General features: G+C 46.2%; 13 protein-coding genes. 12 read left to right on the top strand and 1 reads right to left on the bottom strand.

Translation table 11 applies throughout. From position 1 onward, the window contains the following. The first annotated feature begins 1 nt into the window (after nt 1). The 12 genes from BMX69_RS18840 (at nt 2) to BMX69_RS18785 (ending at nt 16,204) form a co-directional block, all read left to right on the top strand. Nucleotides 2-1,267 (top strand): NAD(P)/FAD-dependent oxidoreductase, encoded by a 1,266-nt coding sequence (locus BMX69_RS18840; protein WP_100043211.1) that lies wholly within the window; start codon nt 2-4, stop codon nt 1,265-1,267. Between the two features lies 1 nt (nt 1,268). Continuing rightward, on the top strand, nt 1,269-1,631 hold the full coding sequence (locus BMX69_RS18835) for a DUF1667 domain-containing protein (protein ID WP_100043210.1): 363 nt from the start codon (nt 1,269-1,271) through the stop codon (nt 1,629-1,631). A gap of 176 nt (nt 1,632-1,807) precedes the next feature. Then, nucleotides 1,808-2,539: a glycerophosphodiester phosphodiesterase gene (locus BMX69_RS18830; RefSeq protein WP_054790430.1), complete on the top strand. Its 732-nt coding sequence runs from the start codon at nt 1,808-1,810 to the stop codon at nt 2,537-2,539. 236 nt (nt 2,540-2,775) lie between these two features. Next, entirely contained in the window at nt 2,776-3,675 is a 900-nt protein-coding gene (locus tag BMX69_RS18825; RefSeq protein ID WP_100043209.1) for a fumarylacetoacetate hydrolase family protein, read from the top strand. A 214-nt stretch (nt 3,676-3,889) separates the two neighbouring features. Then, the gene (locus BMX69_RS18820; protein WP_054790431.1) at nt 3,890-4,537 is read left to right on the top strand and encodes a TetR/AcrR family transcriptional regulator; all 648 of its coding nucleotides are present in this window, start codon (nt 3,890-3,892) and stop codon (nt 4,535-4,537) included. Beyond that, entirely contained in the window at nt 4,530-5,831 is a 1,302-nt protein-coding gene (locus BMX69_RS18815; protein ID WP_100043208.1) for an MFS transporter, read from the top strand. Before BMX69_RS18820 ends, BMX69_RS18815 begins: the two co-directional genes overlap by 8 nt. Next, nucleotides 5,816-8,137 (top strand): ABC transporter permease, encoded by a 2,322-nt coding sequence (locus tag BMX69_RS18810; RefSeq protein ID WP_100043207.1) that lies wholly within the window; start codon nt 5,816-5,818, stop codon nt 8,135-8,137. Before BMX69_RS18815 ends, BMX69_RS18810 begins: the two co-directional genes overlap by 16 nt. Nucleotides 8,138-8,140: 3 nt before the next feature. After that, nucleotides 8,141-8,899 carry an ABC transporter ATP-binding protein gene (locus BMX69_RS18805; protein ID WP_100043206.1) on the top strand — a complete coding sequence of 253 codons (759 nt, stop codon included), beginning with the start codon at nt 8,141-8,143 and terminating at the stop codon, nt 8,897-8,899. Between the two features lie 299 nt (nt 8,900-9,198). Then, nucleotides 9,199-9,972 carry a DUF2087 domain-containing protein gene (locus BMX69_RS18800; RefSeq protein WP_242941299.1) on the top strand — a complete coding sequence of 258 codons (774 nt, stop codon included), beginning with the start codon at nt 9,199-9,201 and terminating at the stop codon, nt 9,970-9,972. Between the two features lie 297 nt (nt 9,973-10,269). Beyond that, on the top strand, nt 10,270-13,122 hold the full coding sequence (locus BMX69_RS18795; protein WP_100043205.1) for a glycoside hydrolase family 3 N-terminal domain-containing protein: 2,853 nt from the start codon (nt 10,270-10,272) through the stop codon (nt 13,120-13,122). Between the two features lie 50 nt (nt 13,123-13,172). After that, the gene (locus BMX69_RS18790; RefSeq protein ID WP_100043204.1) at nt 13,173-15,596 is read left to right on the top strand and encodes a glycoside hydrolase family 3 C-terminal domain-containing protein; all 2,424 of its coding nucleotides are present in this window, start codon (nt 13,173-13,175) and stop codon (nt 15,594-15,596) included. A 14-nt stretch (nt 15,597-15,610) separates the two neighbouring features. Continuing rightward, complete coding sequence (locus tag BMX69_RS18785; protein WP_100043203.1) at nt 15,611-16,204, top strand: hypothetical protein; 594 nt, start codon at nt 15,611-15,613, stop codon at nt 16,202-16,204. Between the two features lie 151 nt (nt 16,205-16,355). Here BMX69_RS18785 and BMX69_RS18780 read toward each other — a convergent pair whose 3' ends face one another. Next, nucleotides 16,356-17,687 carry an ATP-binding protein gene (locus tag BMX69_RS18780; protein WP_100043202.1) on the bottom strand — a complete coding sequence of 444 codons (1,332 nt, stop codon included), beginning with the start codon at nt 17,685-17,687 and terminating at the stop codon, nt 16,356-16,358. Between the last annotated feature and the right edge of the window lie 3 nt (nt 17,688-17,690).

The following is a 17,690-nucleotide window of genomic DNA, read 5'->3' as shown; positions in this document are numbered from 1 at the left end:
CATGGCAGAGCATGATATAGTGATAATCGGAGGCGGTCCGGCTGGTCTTGCTGCGGCAGTAGCGGCAAAAAAAGCGGGCATTACGGATCTATTGATCCTGGAAAGGGAAGCTTGCCTTGGCGGCATCTTAAACCAGTGCATCCATAACGGTTTTGGCCTGCACACCTTTAAAGAAGAATTAACAGGCCCGGAATATGCGGCCCGTTACATAGAGATGGCGGAGTCGGAACATATCCCGTATAAATTAAATACCATGGTTCTTGATATTAACGAAAATAAAGAAGTGACGGTTATTAACAGGGAAGATGGCCTGGCAATTATAAAGGCAAAAGCCATTATCCTTGCCATGGGATGCAGGGAGCGCCCCAGAGGTGCCCTTAACATACCGGGCTACCGTCCGGCAGGAATCTATTCCGCAGGCACTGCCCAGAGATTAATGAATATCGAAGGCTTCAGCGTGGGGAAAGAAGTGGTGATCTTAGGCTCCGGAGACATCGGGCTCATCATGGCAAGGCGTATGACCCTGGAAGGAGCTAAGGTGAAGGTGGTGGCAGAGCTTATGCCTTATTCCGGCGGCTTAAAGAGAAATATCGTCCAGTGCCTGGATGACTATGGAATTCCCTTAAAGCTCAGCCACACGGTAATAAACATTGAGGGAAAGGAACGGTTGACAGGAATTACCCTTGCCCAGGTCGATGAAAACAGAAAGCCGATTCCAGGTACAGAAGAATATTACAGCTGTGATACCCTTCTTCTTTCCGTAGGCCTGATTCCGGAAAATGAGCTTTCCAAAGGGGCAGGCGTAAAAATGAACCAGGTGACATTTGGTCCCGAGGTGGGCGACCAGCTGGAAACCAGCAGCCCGGGTATCTTTGCCTGTGGTAATGTGCTTCATGTTCATGACCTGGTTGACTATGTATCTGAGGAAGCCGCCTTAGCAGGAGCAAGCGCTGCCGCCTACGTAAAAGCGGATGGAGAAAAAGAGACGGCTCACGCAGTAGAACTGAAAGCTGAGAACGGAGTCCGCTATACGGTACCTCAGAAGATTGATGTAGAGAACATGAAAGATAAGGTTACAGTCCGTTTCCGTGTGGCCGATGTATATAAGGACCGGTTTATCAGTGTTTATTATGATGATGTAAGGATTTCCCACAAAAAGAAAAAAGTCCTGGCTCCCGGTGAGATGGAGCAGATTGTATTAAAGAAAGACAGCTTTAAGGAATATCCGGAGCTTAAGAGAATTGTTGTCTGTACGGAGGTGGAATGATATGGAGGTAAGAGAACTGATCTGTATCCGATGCCCTTTAGGCTGCCCGTTGACGGTGAGCATAGAAGGGGACCAGGTAGGAGTAACTGGAAATTCTTGCGGCCGCGGGGAGGAATACGGAAAAAAAGAGGTTTTAAGCCCTACCAGAGTGGTGACATCCTCGGTCCGCGTCCTGGGCGGTGACTTAGAAATGGTACCGGTTAAAACAAAGCAGGACATACCTAAGGACAAGATTTTTGCCTGCATGGAGGAAATCCGAAAGATGGAAGTTTCCGCACCTGTTTCCATTGGAGATGTGATCATTCCTGACTGTGCCGGAACCGGCGTTTCCATCGTTGCTACAAGGAATGTTGAAAAGTTGTAAAATAATTTCATAAAAAACCTCGTAATTGCCGTAAGCGGCTTAAAGCCTTATTGGAAGCCTGCGGATTTACGAGGTTATTTTGTATAAAACAGGGACAACCTATAGAAAATTTATCCAGGAAATGATATACTGAAAAGAGGTTTTCTGAGAAAGGCTATAAGGAAAGAGGGGTTGATATGAAGGTATTTGCACACAGGGGTTACAGCGGAAGGTATCCGGAAAATACCATGCTGGCCTTTCAGAAGGCGGCAGAGACTGGCTGTGACGGGATCGAACTGGATGTACAGCTTACAAAGGATGGAACGGTGGTTGTGATCCACGACGAAAGCATTGACCGGACCACGGATGGAACCGGCTTTGTGAAGGATCTTACCTATGGGGAACTGAAAGAATTCAATGCAGATGCTGTCTGCGGAGGGATTCATGGATTTGTGCCTGTTCCGACCTTTGAAGAATACTGCATATGGGCAAAGGATCAGGAACTTGTTACAAATATCGAAATCAAGACAGGCGTATATTATTATGAAGGCCTGGAAGAGAAGACCCTGGAACTTGTACGTAAATACGGGCTCGAAAAAAAGGTCATCTTTTCTTCCTTTAACCATACGTCCATAATCCGCTTAAAGGAGCTGGCTCCCGGGATCCCATGCGGCGCGCTGCTTGAACAACCGGGCCTTGGAAATGCAGGATACTATTGCGACCGGTATCATTTTGAGTGTTACCACCCAGGAGTGAACGGTCTGACAAAAGAGGCTGTGGACAACTGCAGAAATTACGGAATACAGGTGAATGTTTGGACGGTGAATGATATGTCCACGTTGGAGCAGGTCTATGATTGGGGCTGTGACAGTGTCATCAGCAACTTTCCGGAGATCTGCAAGCGGTGGGCCCAAAGCAAAGAACGATAGATAAAAGATAGCAGGAGTGAGGCGTCTGGTTTCCAGAGACCGCAGCTCCTTTTATCTTATATGGAAAAAAGAACGTTAAAATATGCTTTTCTTCCTTATAAAATCAAGAAAGGGCAAAAATTGCCTTGACGGTGGGGGAAAGGATTGATAAAGTAGAACGAGATCCATATATTGTGGGTGCGGATGCAATCTCCACCACAAAGGAAGAGCTATGGTTCATGTAAAAGGAGGATGTTATGAAATTAGTTACATACGAGGTTGACCGGAGAAAAGATATCGGGGTAGTGAGTAAGGACGAGATGTGGATCTTTCCTCTCAGGGCATTTGGTATGGAGTATAAGGAGATGCTGGAGGTTATCAAGGGACTATCTCAGTCTGAGCTTGACCTGCTGGAACATGCCTCTGGCCTGGATCCTTACAACAGCAACGTCATCGGAGCTGCTATGATGAAAGAGGTCAGGCTTCTGGCGCCCATCCGGACACCGGAGCAGGACATCATCTGTTTGGGGCTTAATTACATGGAACATGCCGAGGAGTCTGCCCGCTTTAAAAAAGAGGATTTTGACGGGAAGCGCCCCAATGCTGTTTATTTTTCCAAGAGAGTGAATGAGGCGGTAGATCCCCACGGGGAGATTTTAAGCCACAGTGATATGGTGGACAGCCTGGATTATGAGGCAGAATTAGGCGTTATCATTGGAAAGGATGCAAAAAATGTGGCGCCGGAGCAGGTAAAGGACCATATTTTCGGTTATACCATCATCAATGATGTCAGCGCCCGCAACGTGCAGAATGCCCATAAGCAGTGGTATTTTGGAAAGAGCCTTGACGGGTTTACCCCCATGGGCCCCTGTATTCTGACTGCAGGATCCATATCCTATCCGCCGGAGCTTGGCATTCAGTCCAAGGTAAATGGAGAGCTGAGACAGGACAGCAATACCCGGCTCATGATATTTAATATAGACCATATAGTCAGCGAGCTGTCTAAGGGGATGACCCTCAGGGCAGGTACGATCATTTCCACCGGAACGCCTAAGGGTGTTGGAATGGGATTTGAACCGCCGAAGTTTTTAGTGGCAGGTGATGAAGTGGAATGCCTGATCGAGGGGATCGGGACCATAAAAAATAAGGTTGTGTAAGATAAAATAGGAATGCTGCTCATTTTTTGAGCAGCATTTTTTATATCAAAGTAAGAAATATGTCAAAGTAAGAAAGAAACTTCTTACAAATCGATATGATACCATACGGCTATGTATCGCAACAAAAAATTTATATTGACACTGACAGTGTTGCATCCTATAATCGGTATTAGACTGAACGTCAGTCTAATACCGATTATTGAGGAGCAATGTTATGCGAATTATAAAAGACGCTGATGTGCGTAAGAATGAAATACTGGATGCTGCCGCAGACCTTTTTAACAGTGATGGCTTTGATGGAACGACCATCAGCGCCATTATAGAGAAAGCCGGAATTGCGCGGGGAACAATATACTATCATTTCAAATCAAAGGAAGATATTTTGGATGCACTTATTAATCGGCGCAACACGGAGTTTTTGACTGCGGCCAGGCAGATTGCTGCGGATAAAAGTATTCCTGTGTTGGAACGGCTGGTCAGAACTTTTATTGCCATGAATGGTGATAAAGATGGAAAATCAGAGCTCACCCGGCAGATGCACAAGCCGCAGAATGCTTTGATGCATCAGAAAACACATCAGGCAATGATGGAAGGCATCCCGCCTATTCTTATGGAAATTATTGAGGATGGTATCAGTGAGGGTTTATTCAACACCCCTTATCCCTATGAGAGCTTGGAAATGGTTGTGGCTTATATCAATGCGGTTTTTGATGATTACGCTGAGAAGCTTACAGGTGAAGAACTTTTGGGAAGGGTTAAGGCGTTTATATTTAATCTGGAAAGATTGTTCGGCGCAGAACCGGGAAGATTTGACAGGGTGATAGAACTATTTCAAATGGATGGAGGAGGCGCCTATGAATAAGAACACGGGAAAACCATTTATAAAATTTCTCATGTTGTGCTCCGGCAGCTTTGTCGCCGCCATAGGCAGCGGCATTACATCTTTCGGGCTTGGCGTATATGTATTTGAGCAGACCGGGCTTGCGTCCTCCAGTACACTGATTATCTTGTTGGCTTTTTTACCGGGACTCCTGCTCACTCCGTTTGCAGGGGTGCTTGCGGATAAATACGACCGCAGGCTTTTAATGATACTCGGCGATGGGCTTTCTGCTTTGGGGCTTATCTATATCCTGATTTGTATGATGAATGGCCCAGCGCTGCTTTGGCAGATCGGAATAGGCGTTACCATCAGTTCGGTGTTTTCTTCACTCATAGAACCGGCGTTCAAAGCGACAATTACTGACCTGCTGACAGAAGAAGAATACTCAAAAGCAAGCGGACTGGTACAATTGTCCGGTTCCGCAAAGTTTTTGATCTCGCCGCTCATCGCGGGGTTCCTGTTACAGGTTTCAGATATAAAGCTTCTGCTTATGATAGACATTTGCACAATCTTTCTGACCGTAATGGTGACGTTTGTGGTACGAAGGGGGCTTGCTGCCAAAGCTTCCGAATATAAAGAATCTTTCTTCCATGAGTTTAGAACCGGATTTACTGCGCTCACCCAGAACCGGGGCGTGTTCACACTGGTTTTATCGGGAATCGGCATTTCTTTCTTTTTAGGCTGCATCCAGTCTCTTTATACCCCAATGATACTTGGATTTACCGACAGTTCGGTGCTGGGGGTTGCCACTACGATTTCCGCCATGGGTATGCTGGTAAGCAGCCTTATTCTTGGCATGGTTCCCATAAAAAAGGGCTTTGCACAAATGCTTTTTGCCTCGCTCTTTTTTGCCGGTATCTTTATGGCAGGCTACGGGTTTAGAGAAAACATTATTTTAATCTGCATTTTTGGTTTTCTCTTTTTTTCAATGCTTCCATTTGCAAACACAAGCATTGATTTTCTGATCCGTACCAATATCAGCAACGATGTGCAAGGCAGGGTCTGGGGACTGATCGGCATTATCTCCCAGCTAGGCTATGTGATTGCTTACAGCATTTTAGGTCCGCTTGCCGACTATGTATTTATCCCTTTGCTGGTAGAGGATGGCGCGCTGGCAAATAGTATGGGAAAGGTAATCGGCGTAGGAAGCGGCAGAGGCATTGGACTATTGATTATAATAGCAGGTCTGCTGTTATCTGTAACGGCCATTCTTTTATACAATATTAAGTCCGTCAGGGGGCTGGAGCGGGGAGGTGAACTGTGTACAGAAAAATAATAATAAACGATGTAAGGAAAAGTAAACTGATTACCATCACCATCACCGCATTTATTCTGCTTGCGGCAATGCTTACCTCCCTTGCCGCGATATTATCGGTGAATTTGTTCTCTGCGATCAGCAACATGATGTTAAGAGCTCAAACGCCGCATTTTATGCAGATGCATTCCGGCGATATTGATATGGAACGGCTTTCTGCCTTTGCAGATACGGAAAAGAATGTAGAAGATTTTCAGGTGCTTTCCTTTCTAAACATTGAGGGCGCAGAGATTGTCATTGGCGAAAACTCCCTTGCAGGTTCCGTGCAGGATAACGGCCTTTCGGTGCAGAGCAAACGCTTTGATTTTCTGCTGGATTTGGATGGCAATATTATTTACCCGGCCAAAGGAGAGATCTATGTTCCCATAAACTACATGAAGCAGGGGCTGGCAAGTATTGGCGACAGCATAACCATTCACGGTGTTTCCTTTACGGTAGCTGGTTTCCTGCGGGATTCTCAAATGAACGCTTCCATGATTTCCTCCAAGCGGTTTCTTATCAATGAAAGTGATTTTGAAAAAATCAGGGGATTTGGAAAGCTGGAGTATCTGATAGAGTTCCGCTTCAGCGACAGTTCCGCTGTTTCCGCTTTTGAATCCGGCTATATTGCCGCAGGACTTCCGGCAAACGGGCCTCCCGCCATCACCCATTCCCTGTTTAAGCTGGTAAATGCCCTTGATGACGGTATGATGATAGCGATGCTTATCCTTATCAGCGTCCTTGTAATCATGATCAATTTCCTGTGCATACGTTTTACCCTGATTGCCAAGATAGAAGAGGATTACCGGGAAATTGGCGTATTAAAAGCCATCGGCCTGCAGGTTGGAAGCATTAAAAAGCTTTATCTGGCGAAGTATGGCGCTCTCGCTGGAATTGCTTGCACAGCTGGATTCATCTTGTCTCTGCGCGCAAAAGAGCCTTTGATGGAGAATATTCGCCTGTATATGGGCGAGAGCAGCAGTTCCGGCCTCGGCACGGCATTTGGAATAATAGGCGCAGGGGTCATCTTTTTCGTGGTGGTGCTTTATGTGAACGGCGTTCTGGGCCGCTTCAAAAAAGTATCAGCGGCAGAGGCTATACGGTTTGGAGCACCCCAGAGTGGCGCCAAAACTGCGAAAAGCTTTCGGCTATCCGGCAGCAGGGGACTCCCACCAAATATTTTTCTTGGCATAAAGGATGTGCTTTCCCGAAAAAAGCTTTACAGCACAATGCTTTTGGTGCTTGTTATTTCCTCGTTTCTGATGATTGTGCCTCAGAATATTTATAATACCATCTCCCAGAGAAACTTTATGACTTATATGGGCATTGGCGAATGTGATATGCGAATTGATATCCAGCAGACGAACGATATTGCGGGAAAAACAGCGGAGATAGCCGCTGTGATGGCGCGGGACACAGATATTAAAAAATACACGGTGCTGACCAGTTATATGTTTGATATGCAGATGGAGGACAGTACCACTGAAAAGCTCAAGGTGGAACTTGGCGACCAATCAGTGTTCCCTATTGAGTATTCAGCCGGCAGAGCCCCGCAGAGCGAATCGGAAATCGCTATTTCATCATTAGTTGCGGGCGATCTCGAAAAAGGGCTAAATGACATTATCACGCTCATGATTGACGGTCAGGAGAAGCGGCTTACCATAAGCGGGATCTATTCTGATATCACCAATGGCGGCAAGACGGCAAAGGCCGTTTTTAAAACCAGTCAGGACAGTATTCTATGGAGTATTATTCCGGTAAAATTACAGGCTGATGCTGCCACAGATGAAAAGATAACCCGATACAAGGAGCAGTTTTCCTATGCCAAGGTATCAGATATAGATGAATACATCGGCCAGACCTTTGGCGGGATTGCCGATGCGGTTAAAAAGGCTTCTTACGCCGCCATTGCCGCTGCCACCATACTCACCGTGCTGGTCACTCTTCTCTTTATGAAAATGCTTGTGACAAAGGATAGATATTCTATCGCCGTTTTAAAATCCCTCGGCTTTAAAGAAGCAGATATTTGCCGGCAATATATGGTGAGACCGGCCGCCGTACTGGCCGCCGGCGTCTTAACAGGCACTGTCCTGGCAAACACTTTGGGAGAACTGGTGGGCATCGGTTTGATTTCATCCTTCGGTGCATCCACGTTCCGCTTTGATATAAATCCGTTGTTTGCCTACCTGTTTTCCCCCGCTTTAATGGCGGCTTGTGTCTATCTGGCAACACGGTTTGGAATTTCGGATATCTCCGGCCTGAAGATATCGGAATATATAAAGGAGTAGCCTATGAAGAAAATTTTAAGCGGAAAAAATATGATAAAAACTTATGGCATAGGACGGGAAGCGGTGAGTGTACTCAATGGAGTAAATATAGAACTATTAACCGGAGAGTTTGTTGCAGTGATGGGGCCGTCCGGCTGCGGAAAGTCTACGCTGCTCTTTGCGTTAAGCGGTACAGATACCATCAACAGCGGTTCTATCCAATTTGACGGTGAGGACCTGACCCGGCTAAATGAAAACGCACTGGCAGATATTCGCAGAACAAAGATGGGATTTGTATTCCAGCAGCCTACCATGCTGAAAAATCTGAATATTCTGGATAATATCATTCTTTCCAGCTTACTGGAAAACAGAAGAAATGCCGCCGGCATTATCAAAAAAGCGAAGACATTGTTAGAAAAAACCGGCATAACCGGGCTGGAAGAAAGAGATATTACCGAGGTTTCCGGCGGGCAGCTCCAACGCGCCTGTATCTGCCGCGCCCTTATGAACGAGCCGGAGGTTTTATTTGCTGACGAACCTACCGGCGCACTTAACTCGAAATCATCGGATGAAATTATGGAGCTGTTTTCAAATATCAACAAAAGCGGTACGGCTGTTTTTCTTGTGACCCATGACGCAAAAGTTGCCTCCAGGGCTGACCGCGTATTATTTATGAAAGACGGTGCTGTTAAATCCGAGCTTTTTTTGAAAAAGTTTAACGGACGTGACATGGAAAACCGAATGAATCAGGTTATTTTGCGGATGAGGGATTTTGAAATATAGGTTACGGGCGCTTATTACATATTTACAGTAAAACTGCCTGATGAAAGTAAATCCAACGGGAAGAAAATACCTATGGCATTCGGGTAAAATCCGGCGATGTTTGAACGGTACTTAAAGGGAGACTCACTGATGATATTCACTTTAAAAGTAAACAAAATTAATAAATGTTTGCTCATATATAGACATTTATTAAATTATACTATATAATAATCATTATTATGGGTATCCTGATATTTGAATGCAGGAAATAAAGAAAAGGAATTATATGCATTGTTACGATGCATGGGATGGATATAATCATGAAAAAGTTGTTTGACAGAAAATCTCTGTGGCAGGCTGGACCCGAAGAATTAATGAGTGGATATTATGAAGATGATGATTCCGTTTACTGTCTAATTTGCAATGAACATTATACCAAGGGTGAGATTTATTCCTATGACGGTCATTTTTATGATGCATATAAAATGGCTGACATCCATATCGAAGAAAAGCATGGATCAATGCTGAATTATTTGATGAATATGAATCCTTCTTTTTTAGGCTTATCAAAGCTGCAGCACTCCATATTAAAATTGATGACAGAGGGCTTATCCGATAAAGAAATAGCTGCGCAAAAAGGCATTTCTTATTCGACGGTACGGAATTACCGCTTTAAGCTTCATGAACATGAAAAGCAATCAAAGCTGTTTTTAGCAACAATGGAACTGCTTCATAAAAAGGAGGAAGCTATGAAATCAGAAAATGATGTAACAGAGTTTTATGATGCTCATAAAACTGCAACAATGGTAGATGACCGATATGATGTTACCATAGAAGAAAAGACAAAGATTTTGTCCAGATATTTTGATAAAAGCGGGGCGGTAAAGCAGTTTCCTTCAAAGGAAAAGGCTAAAATCGTGGTTCTCCGTGAAATAGCAGCTAAGTTTTTACCAGGAGTCCATTACAGCGAAATTGAAATCAACAATGCTTTGAAAGAGATATATCATGATTTTCCATATATCAGACGGCTGTTAATCGAATACGGCTTCTTTTGCCGCACGGATTCCGGCTCTGAATATTGGCTTAAGGAGTAAACTCAATTGTAATCTTACCATAATTCTATTATAAAAATCCGGAAGAAAATCTGAACATATGATTTTTTTCCGGATTCTGTTTATATTCGGAATGTTCTCTTTTTGCAGATTCCTCGCTTTTAACCCCCTCCTCATAAACCAGAGGAATAACCCCGGCCGGACAGGACATGCCCATTGCTAATTATGCATAAAATATGACCGGTTATGCAAAAAGCCGCCCTGAGAATCCATAGTATGCTAAAGTGAAGTACATATCACGCAGCTTGTGGTAATTTTTTATGGAGGAGGATGAAAGAAATGTTACAAATCAACATCGATGATGTATTAAAGATCGTCAACCTTTGTGTGCCGTACCTCATTGGATTGGCCATTGCAGTTGCAGCCGCAGTGGTGGTTATGGTGGTATGCAGGAACAAGAAAGCTGCAACCCGGTATTTAATCCGGCACCAGGGGCTCATGGCCATTGTGCTAGCCGTAGTTATCGTAGTAAATATGATATGCTGGGGCCCAATGTCTAGCCTGATTTCCCTTGCAACCGGCAGCGGGACGATTTCAAAAGAAACATCAGACAAAGCAACAGAGCTTTGTACCAGAATTGCAGAAGAGGGGATCGTTCTTTTGAAAAATGAGGAAAACTTACTTCCCTTAAAGGCTGATTCCAATTTAAACGTCTTTGGCTGGGCTTCCACAAATCCATGCTATGGAGGTACCGGTTCAGGCTCCCTCTCTGACGCATATGAAACAGTGTCTCTGCTTCAGGGACTTGAGGATGCAGGATTTAAACTGAATACCGGGCTTACTGATTTCTATACTGCATACCGGGGCGACCGTCCCAATGTAGGGATGTGGGAACAGGACTGGACGCTTCCGGAGCCTTTGAAGGAATCCTATACCAGTGAGCTGATGGCAGATGCAAAGGCATTTTCTGATACGGCACTGATCGTGATTACCCGTGTAGGAGGGGAGGGAGCCGATCTCCCTACTGATGTGAGCGCTGTTACTTATACGGATAATTCTGCGGAATATAAGGATTTTGAGGCCGGCGAGCATTATCTGCAATTAAGCAGGACGGAAAAGGACATGGTAGATCTGGTGTGTTCCAATTTTGATCATGTTGTTTTAGTTTATAACGGGGCAAACGCCATGGAGCTTGGCTTTGTCAATGATTACAGTCAGATAAAGAGTGCCATCTGGTGTCCTGGAACCGGCCAGTCCGGCTTTGAGGCACTTGGTGAAATCGTAAGCGGTACGGTCAACCCTTCAGGAAAAACAAGTGACACCTTTGCCGTGGACTTAACAGCAACCCCTGACTATAATAATTTCGGAAGCTTTATCTACGATAACATGAATGAATTCGCAGGTAAGGCATTTAAGGGAGAGGCAACCTATCCCAGCTTTATCAATTACGTGGAAGGCATTTACGTTGGTTACCGTTTCTATGAAACTGCCGCAGAGGAAGGGCTGATCGATTACAGTAAGACAGTGCTTTATCCCTTTGGATACGGCATGTCCTATACCTCTTTTTCTCAGGAAATGGGGAATCTCACAGAAGCAGACGGCACGATTTCTTTTGATGTTACCGTTACCAATACCGGAGACAAAGCAGGAAAGGATGTAGTGGAGGTCTATTACAATCCGCCCTATACAAACGGAGGAATTGAAAAGGCTTCTGCAAACCTGATTGTTTTTGATAAGACAGATCTCCTGGAGCCGGGCCAGTCCCAGTCCATTGCAGTTTCATTCCAGGCGGAAGATATGGCATCCTACGATGCAGCCGGGAAGGGCGCTTATGTCCTGGAAGCAGGGGATTATAAAATCTCGATCCGGACCGATTCCCATAATGTCATCAAAGAACAGATTTATACAGCAGCTACGGAAACCATTTATGATGAGTCCAATCCCCGCTCTACCGATAAGGCGGCTGCGGAAAACAGGTTTGCGGATGCCAAGGGAGAACCGGCTTATTTATCCCGCGAAGACGGATTTGCAAATTATAAAGAGGCTACGGCAAAGCCTGCAAACTTAACCATGCCGGAAAAATATAAGGCTACCTTTGTAAACAACAGCAATTACGATCCGGCAGCCCATAACAATGCTGAGGATATTAATCCGGTAACCGGCGCAAAGAATGGACTGAGCCTTGCCGCCATGCGGGGGCTGGATTATGACGATCCACAGTGGGAGAAGCTTCTTGACCAGCTGACCGTGGGAGAAATGGATACCATGGTCGCCATCGGAGGTTATCAGACGTCAGCAGCTAAGAGCGTGGATAAGGTGGGTACCGTGGATTGTGACGGGCCGGCCTCCATTAACAACAACTTTACGGGAACCGGCTCGATCGGCTTTCCTTCCGCAGTGTTGATTGCAAATACCTGGAACCGTGATATTGCAGAGGAATTCGGGGAAAGCATCGGTAAGATGGCCGACGAGATGAAGGTATCCGGCTGGTATGCACCGGCTATGAATACTCACCGTTCCGCCTTTGCAGGCAGAAACTTTGAGTATTATTCCGAAGACGGAATCCTGGCAGGCAAAATGGCGGCCAGTGCCATCAGGGGTGCAGAACGTCATGGAGTATATGCTTATATGAAACATTTTGCCCTTAATGACCAGGAAACCAACCGGACCAACATGCTTTGTACCTGGTCCGGCGAACAGGCAATCCGTGAAATTTATTTAAGACCATTTGAAATTGCGGTAAAAGAAGGCGGAGCAAAGGCAGTAATGTCCTCATTTAACTACATTGGAACCGAATATGCAGGCGCTTCCGATGCACTGCTTAACAAGGTGCTTCGGGATGAATGGGGCTTCCGCGGCTTCGTGCTCACAGATTATTTCGGCGGATACGGATATCAGAATGCTGATCAGGAGATCCGGAACGGCAACGATGCCATGCTGGTAGCCTATGATACGGAAACCAACCATTTAAAGGATACATCCAGCGCTACAAGCCTTCAGGCTATGCGTAAGGCATGTAAAAACATTATGTATACGGTGGTAAACAGCCGTGCCTACGAAGGAAATAACGCAAAGGGCGGAATGCTTCCATGGCAGATCGCAGCCATCGTGGCTGATGTGATTCTGGCAGCAGGATTTATAGCTTTGGAGGTAAAAATCATCAATGTCTATAAAAAGAAGCGGGAATCATAGGAAGCAGCCGCAGAGGGGGAAAACTCATCTAATGTCCGGAGGAACATGACATGAAACATACTGATATCATTAAAAAGATGACAATAGAAGAAAAGGCGGCCATTTTAAGCGGCAAGAATGTATGGCAGTCCCGGAACATCGACCGGCTGGGAATCCCTTCCATATTCTGCGCTGATGGCCCGCATGGAATCCGGAAGCAGGCAAGGGAAGGGGATCATCTGGGATTAAATGCTTCCCTTCCATCCACCTGCTTTCCTACGGCAGCGTCCATTTCCAATAGCTGGGATATGGACCTTTGCCGTGAGATCGGGGAAGCTCTGGGAGAGGAAGCCTCTGCCCTGGACGTGAATGTCCTGTTGGGGCCCGGCCTTAATATTAAGAGAAGCCCCCTTTGCGGAAGGAATTTTGAATATTTCTCCGAAGATCCATACTTGTCCGGAAAACTGGCGGCAGCCTACATAAAGGGCATTCAAAGCCAGGGAGTGTATGCATGCCCCAAGCATTTTGCAGTCAACAGCCAGGAGCTGCGCCGTATGGCCATGAATTCCGTGGTGGATGAAAGGACCTTAAGAGAGATTTATCTGGAAGGCTTTGAAATTGCGGTGAAAGAGGGCGGGGCAAGATCCATTATGACCAGCTACAATGAGGTCAACGGTGTTTATGCCAATGAAAATGAGCATCTTCTAAAGGATATTCTGCGGGGAGAGTGGGGATTTGACGGCATCGTCATCACTGATTGGGGCGGTTCCAACGACCATGTGAAGGGAGTGGCAGCAGGGTCTAACCTGGAAATGCCTTCCCCCGGCCTTCATTCTGCCAGAGAACTGATCGAAGCAGTAGAAAATGGCAGCCTTTCCATGGAAGCGCTGGAGACTAACGTCGACGATTTGCTGGAGGCGGTGCTTGATCTTACCGGGAGCCGGGAAAACAAGGGGAAATCCTATGATAAGGAAGGGCATCACAAGCTGGCGCAAAAGGCGGAAGAGGAGAGCATTGTACTGTTAAAGAACGAGGATGAACTTCTTCCGTTAAAACCGCGCTGCAAAGTGGCATTAATCGGTGACTTTGCCTTCACCCCCCGTTATCAGGGGGCAGGATCTTCCCTGGTAAACCCTATCAGGGTGGAGAATATGGAGGAGATGATAAAGGCTTATCCTTTGCATGTGGCCGGCTGTGCCAGAGGTTATTCCCGTGGTGGAAAGACTGATGTAACCCTAAGAGATGAGGCTTTAAAGCTGGCTGCCCAGGCCGATGTGGTGCTATACTGCTTTGGACTTGATGAAATCAGTGAATCAGAGGGGATGGACCGAATCCATATGGGAATCCCCCAGAACCAGATCAGCCTGCTCACTGCGTTGTCAGAGGTAAACCCCAATGTAGTTGGAATCTTAAGTGCAGGTTCTGCCATAGAAATGCCGTGGCAGGAATGCTGCAAATCCCTCCTCCACGGTTATTTAGGGGGAGAAGCCGGACCGTCCGCCATGCTTCGCGTAATAACCGGAGAAGTGAATCCTTCCGGCCGGCTGAGTGAGACTTATCCCCTGCGGTATGAGGACACTCCGGCTTACCGGTATTTTCCCGGAGCAGAGCGCTGCTCCCAGTACCGGGAGGGCATTTATGTGGGTTACCGATATTATGATACCGTAAAGGTAAAGGTGCAGTATCCTTTTGGCTATGGGCTCTCCTATACCACATTTTCCTATAAGAACCTTGAGGTATTGGAGAATGAAGTCCGTTTTACCCTGACGAACACGGGAAGAGCTGATGGTAAGGAAGTTGTCCAGCTTTATGTGGGAGGACCTAAGGGCAGGATATTCCGGCCTGAAAAAGAGTTGAAAGGCTTTAAAAAAGTATTCTTAAAGGCGGGGGAAAGTAAAGTAATCTCCATCCCCTTTGATGATAAGACCTTCCGGTACTGGAACAGGCTGACAAACCGTTTTGAGGTGGAGGGCGGCGTTTATTCCATCTTCATCGGTGCAAATGTAGCAGATATCAGGCTGCTTCAGACAGTGACCCGGGAAGGGACAACGGAAGATTGGCCTTATAAGGCGGAAACCCTTAAATCTTACTATACCGGCAGGATCAGTCAGGTGCCTGAGAAAGAATTTGAAACTCTTTTAGGGCATCCGGTTCCCGAAGGAAAGTGGTCTGGAGATTTGAGCATAAATGATGCGCTATGCCAGATGTATTATGCCAAAAGCCCCTTGGCCAGACTGGTCTGGCGGATTCTGACAGGCTTGAAAAACAAGAGCGAAGAAAAGGGAAAGCCGGATTTAAACCTCTTATTCATTTATAACATGCCGTTCCGCGGGATCGCCAAGATGACCGGAGGAGCAGTCAGCATGGATATGGCGGAGGGGATGGTTTTGGCAGTGAACGGCCATTTTTTCCGCGGAATGAGACGAATCATCGGCGGGTACTTTGCCAATGCAAAAGCAAACAGAGCTTATGAGAAAAAGCTCTCCGGTAAATAGAAGGGAGGGAGTACATGCTGTCACGAATAAAAGCTGGATGGAAGGCCTTTGCGGGTAACCATCCGACGTTAGCACAATTTTTAATATTTTTTCTCGTGTCCAACGGAGTTACGGTATTGCAGATGATTTTAATGCCGGTTTTCCGAAATATTTTCGGAATGACTTCCCTGGTGGATACAAATTTCCAGATATGGCATGTGGGCTCCAATCTGGACAGCACGCCCTATTATATATTTAATTACGGAGCGGGTGCACTTTCCGCCGGCGGGGGCGGAGGACTTGCGTATTTTCTGGCAGTGGAAATTACCATGGGAATCGCTCAGGTCATCAACTTTTTTCTTCAGAGGAATGTTACCTTTAAAGCCAATAACAGCGCAGCAAAGGCAGCGATGTGGTATGTGATCGCCTATATCATCATCACCATTGGTGCAGCCGCTCTGCAGGGCCTTTATAAGGCCCCTGTCTATCATCTGTTCATGAACGGCTTAAACCTGGGCGGAGGGGGAGAGACCATTGCAGATGTAATCACCATGCTGATCAATTCTGCGATTTCCTTCTGGGTGTTCTTCCCAATCTTTAAAATCATTTTTAAAAACAATGATAAATAGACGGAACCCGTAAAAGAGTTGTAAATGCATAATAAAATCAGGCAGCCCGTATGAATTTAGTTCATACGGACTGCCTGATTTTATTATGCTTAAGCACGTTTTATGCCGTCAGGCTGGAAGTTATGGTAAGCCGAAAGCACTGCCATGCGTATTAATGGACGGCCAATGTCTCTTCCTGGATCGGTATGAGAAGCTGAAGGCGGAACCAGTTATCACTGGAAGAGATGGTCATTGAACCGCCGTATTTTTCCACTGCGGCCTGAATACTCTTTAAACCGTACCCATGATACAGTTTATTACTTTTTGTGGTGGGAGGAAGAACACCGGTCACCATGGCCAGCTGGTTTTCCAGATAATTTTCGCACTGGATCATTAAAAAGTGGTTTCGTTTGAATATGGAGAGATTGATCAGCCTTTTTTCCGGATCTTCATACTGGGAAACACATTCAATGGCATTATCCAGAGCATTTCCAAAGATGGAACAGATGTCTTTTACATGAAGAAAAGAAATCAGTTTTCCATCGGCCATGCAGGTTAAGGTGATCTTATTCTGGGCACAGTAGGTACTTTTGGTGGTCAGTACCACATCTAATACCTGATTCCCTGTATTGGCCATAGCCTCTTGGGTGAGAATGGCTTTCTCCATTTCCGATAGGTATTGCTCCCGCTTTTCCGGATCCTTTTCCGCTCGGATGGCAATCATGTAATGCTTTAGATCATGGAATTCCCGTCTTAACAGTTCCATGTTGTCAATGGCCATGCGGTACTGGTCATACTGACGCTGTAAGACTCCGTTCATTGCATGGTTTTCGCTGCGGACCTGCAGTTCTTTTCGCCTGTTCTGCTGGGCAAATAGCATCAGAAGTCCTCCGAAATCCACCAGGGTCCTTACATAGAGCAGAGAACTGGTGGCACTGGAAAAGGGGGTATTGGGCATGACAAAGCTGATATTGCTGATCAGAAAGGCGCCCAATGCAATAAAAACAGCGCCAAGAAGCTCCTTCCGTTCCACTTCCATTCCCTCATCCCTTGGGATGTGTTCTTTTTCCAGAAAATAATATCCCGTATAAATGCATCCATAGGAAATCACCATAATTAAAACGGAAAGGGTCTTGCTCACCCGTCCGTTGCTAAGGGCCCACCATACATATAGCTGCCACTGGAAAGAAGCAGTAAACTCCGCCAGAACAAAAGCACGGACACAAAGGAATCCTGCGTCATAAGGGGAGATCCTGCAGGAGGCATAGATGGAAAAGTACATCATCAGGATGGCGGTGATCATCCCGGGAAACCATAAGTACAGCGGAAGTGTGCCGGCGATTAAGTGGAGAAGAAAAAACAAGCCAAGCATGCCCGCAAAGGAAGCGGCCAGCGTCAGTCCCTTAAGCCTCCTTCGGAGCATGAGGATGTAGCTGATGCAGGCGCACCATTCGGCCAGAGCGGTAAAGGGGCGGGGCGTATTCATGAGTTCGCCAAAGTTCATCGG

Origin of the sequence: Lacrimispora sphenoides JCM 1415, assembly GCF_900105615.1 — a bacterium.
Classification (GTDB): domain Bacteria; phylum Bacillota; class Clostridia; order Lachnospirales; family Lachnospiraceae; genus Lacrimispora; species Lacrimispora sphenoides.
Note: the sequence above shows the minus strand (reverse complement) of the source record. Positions and strands in the feature narration are given on the sequence as shown.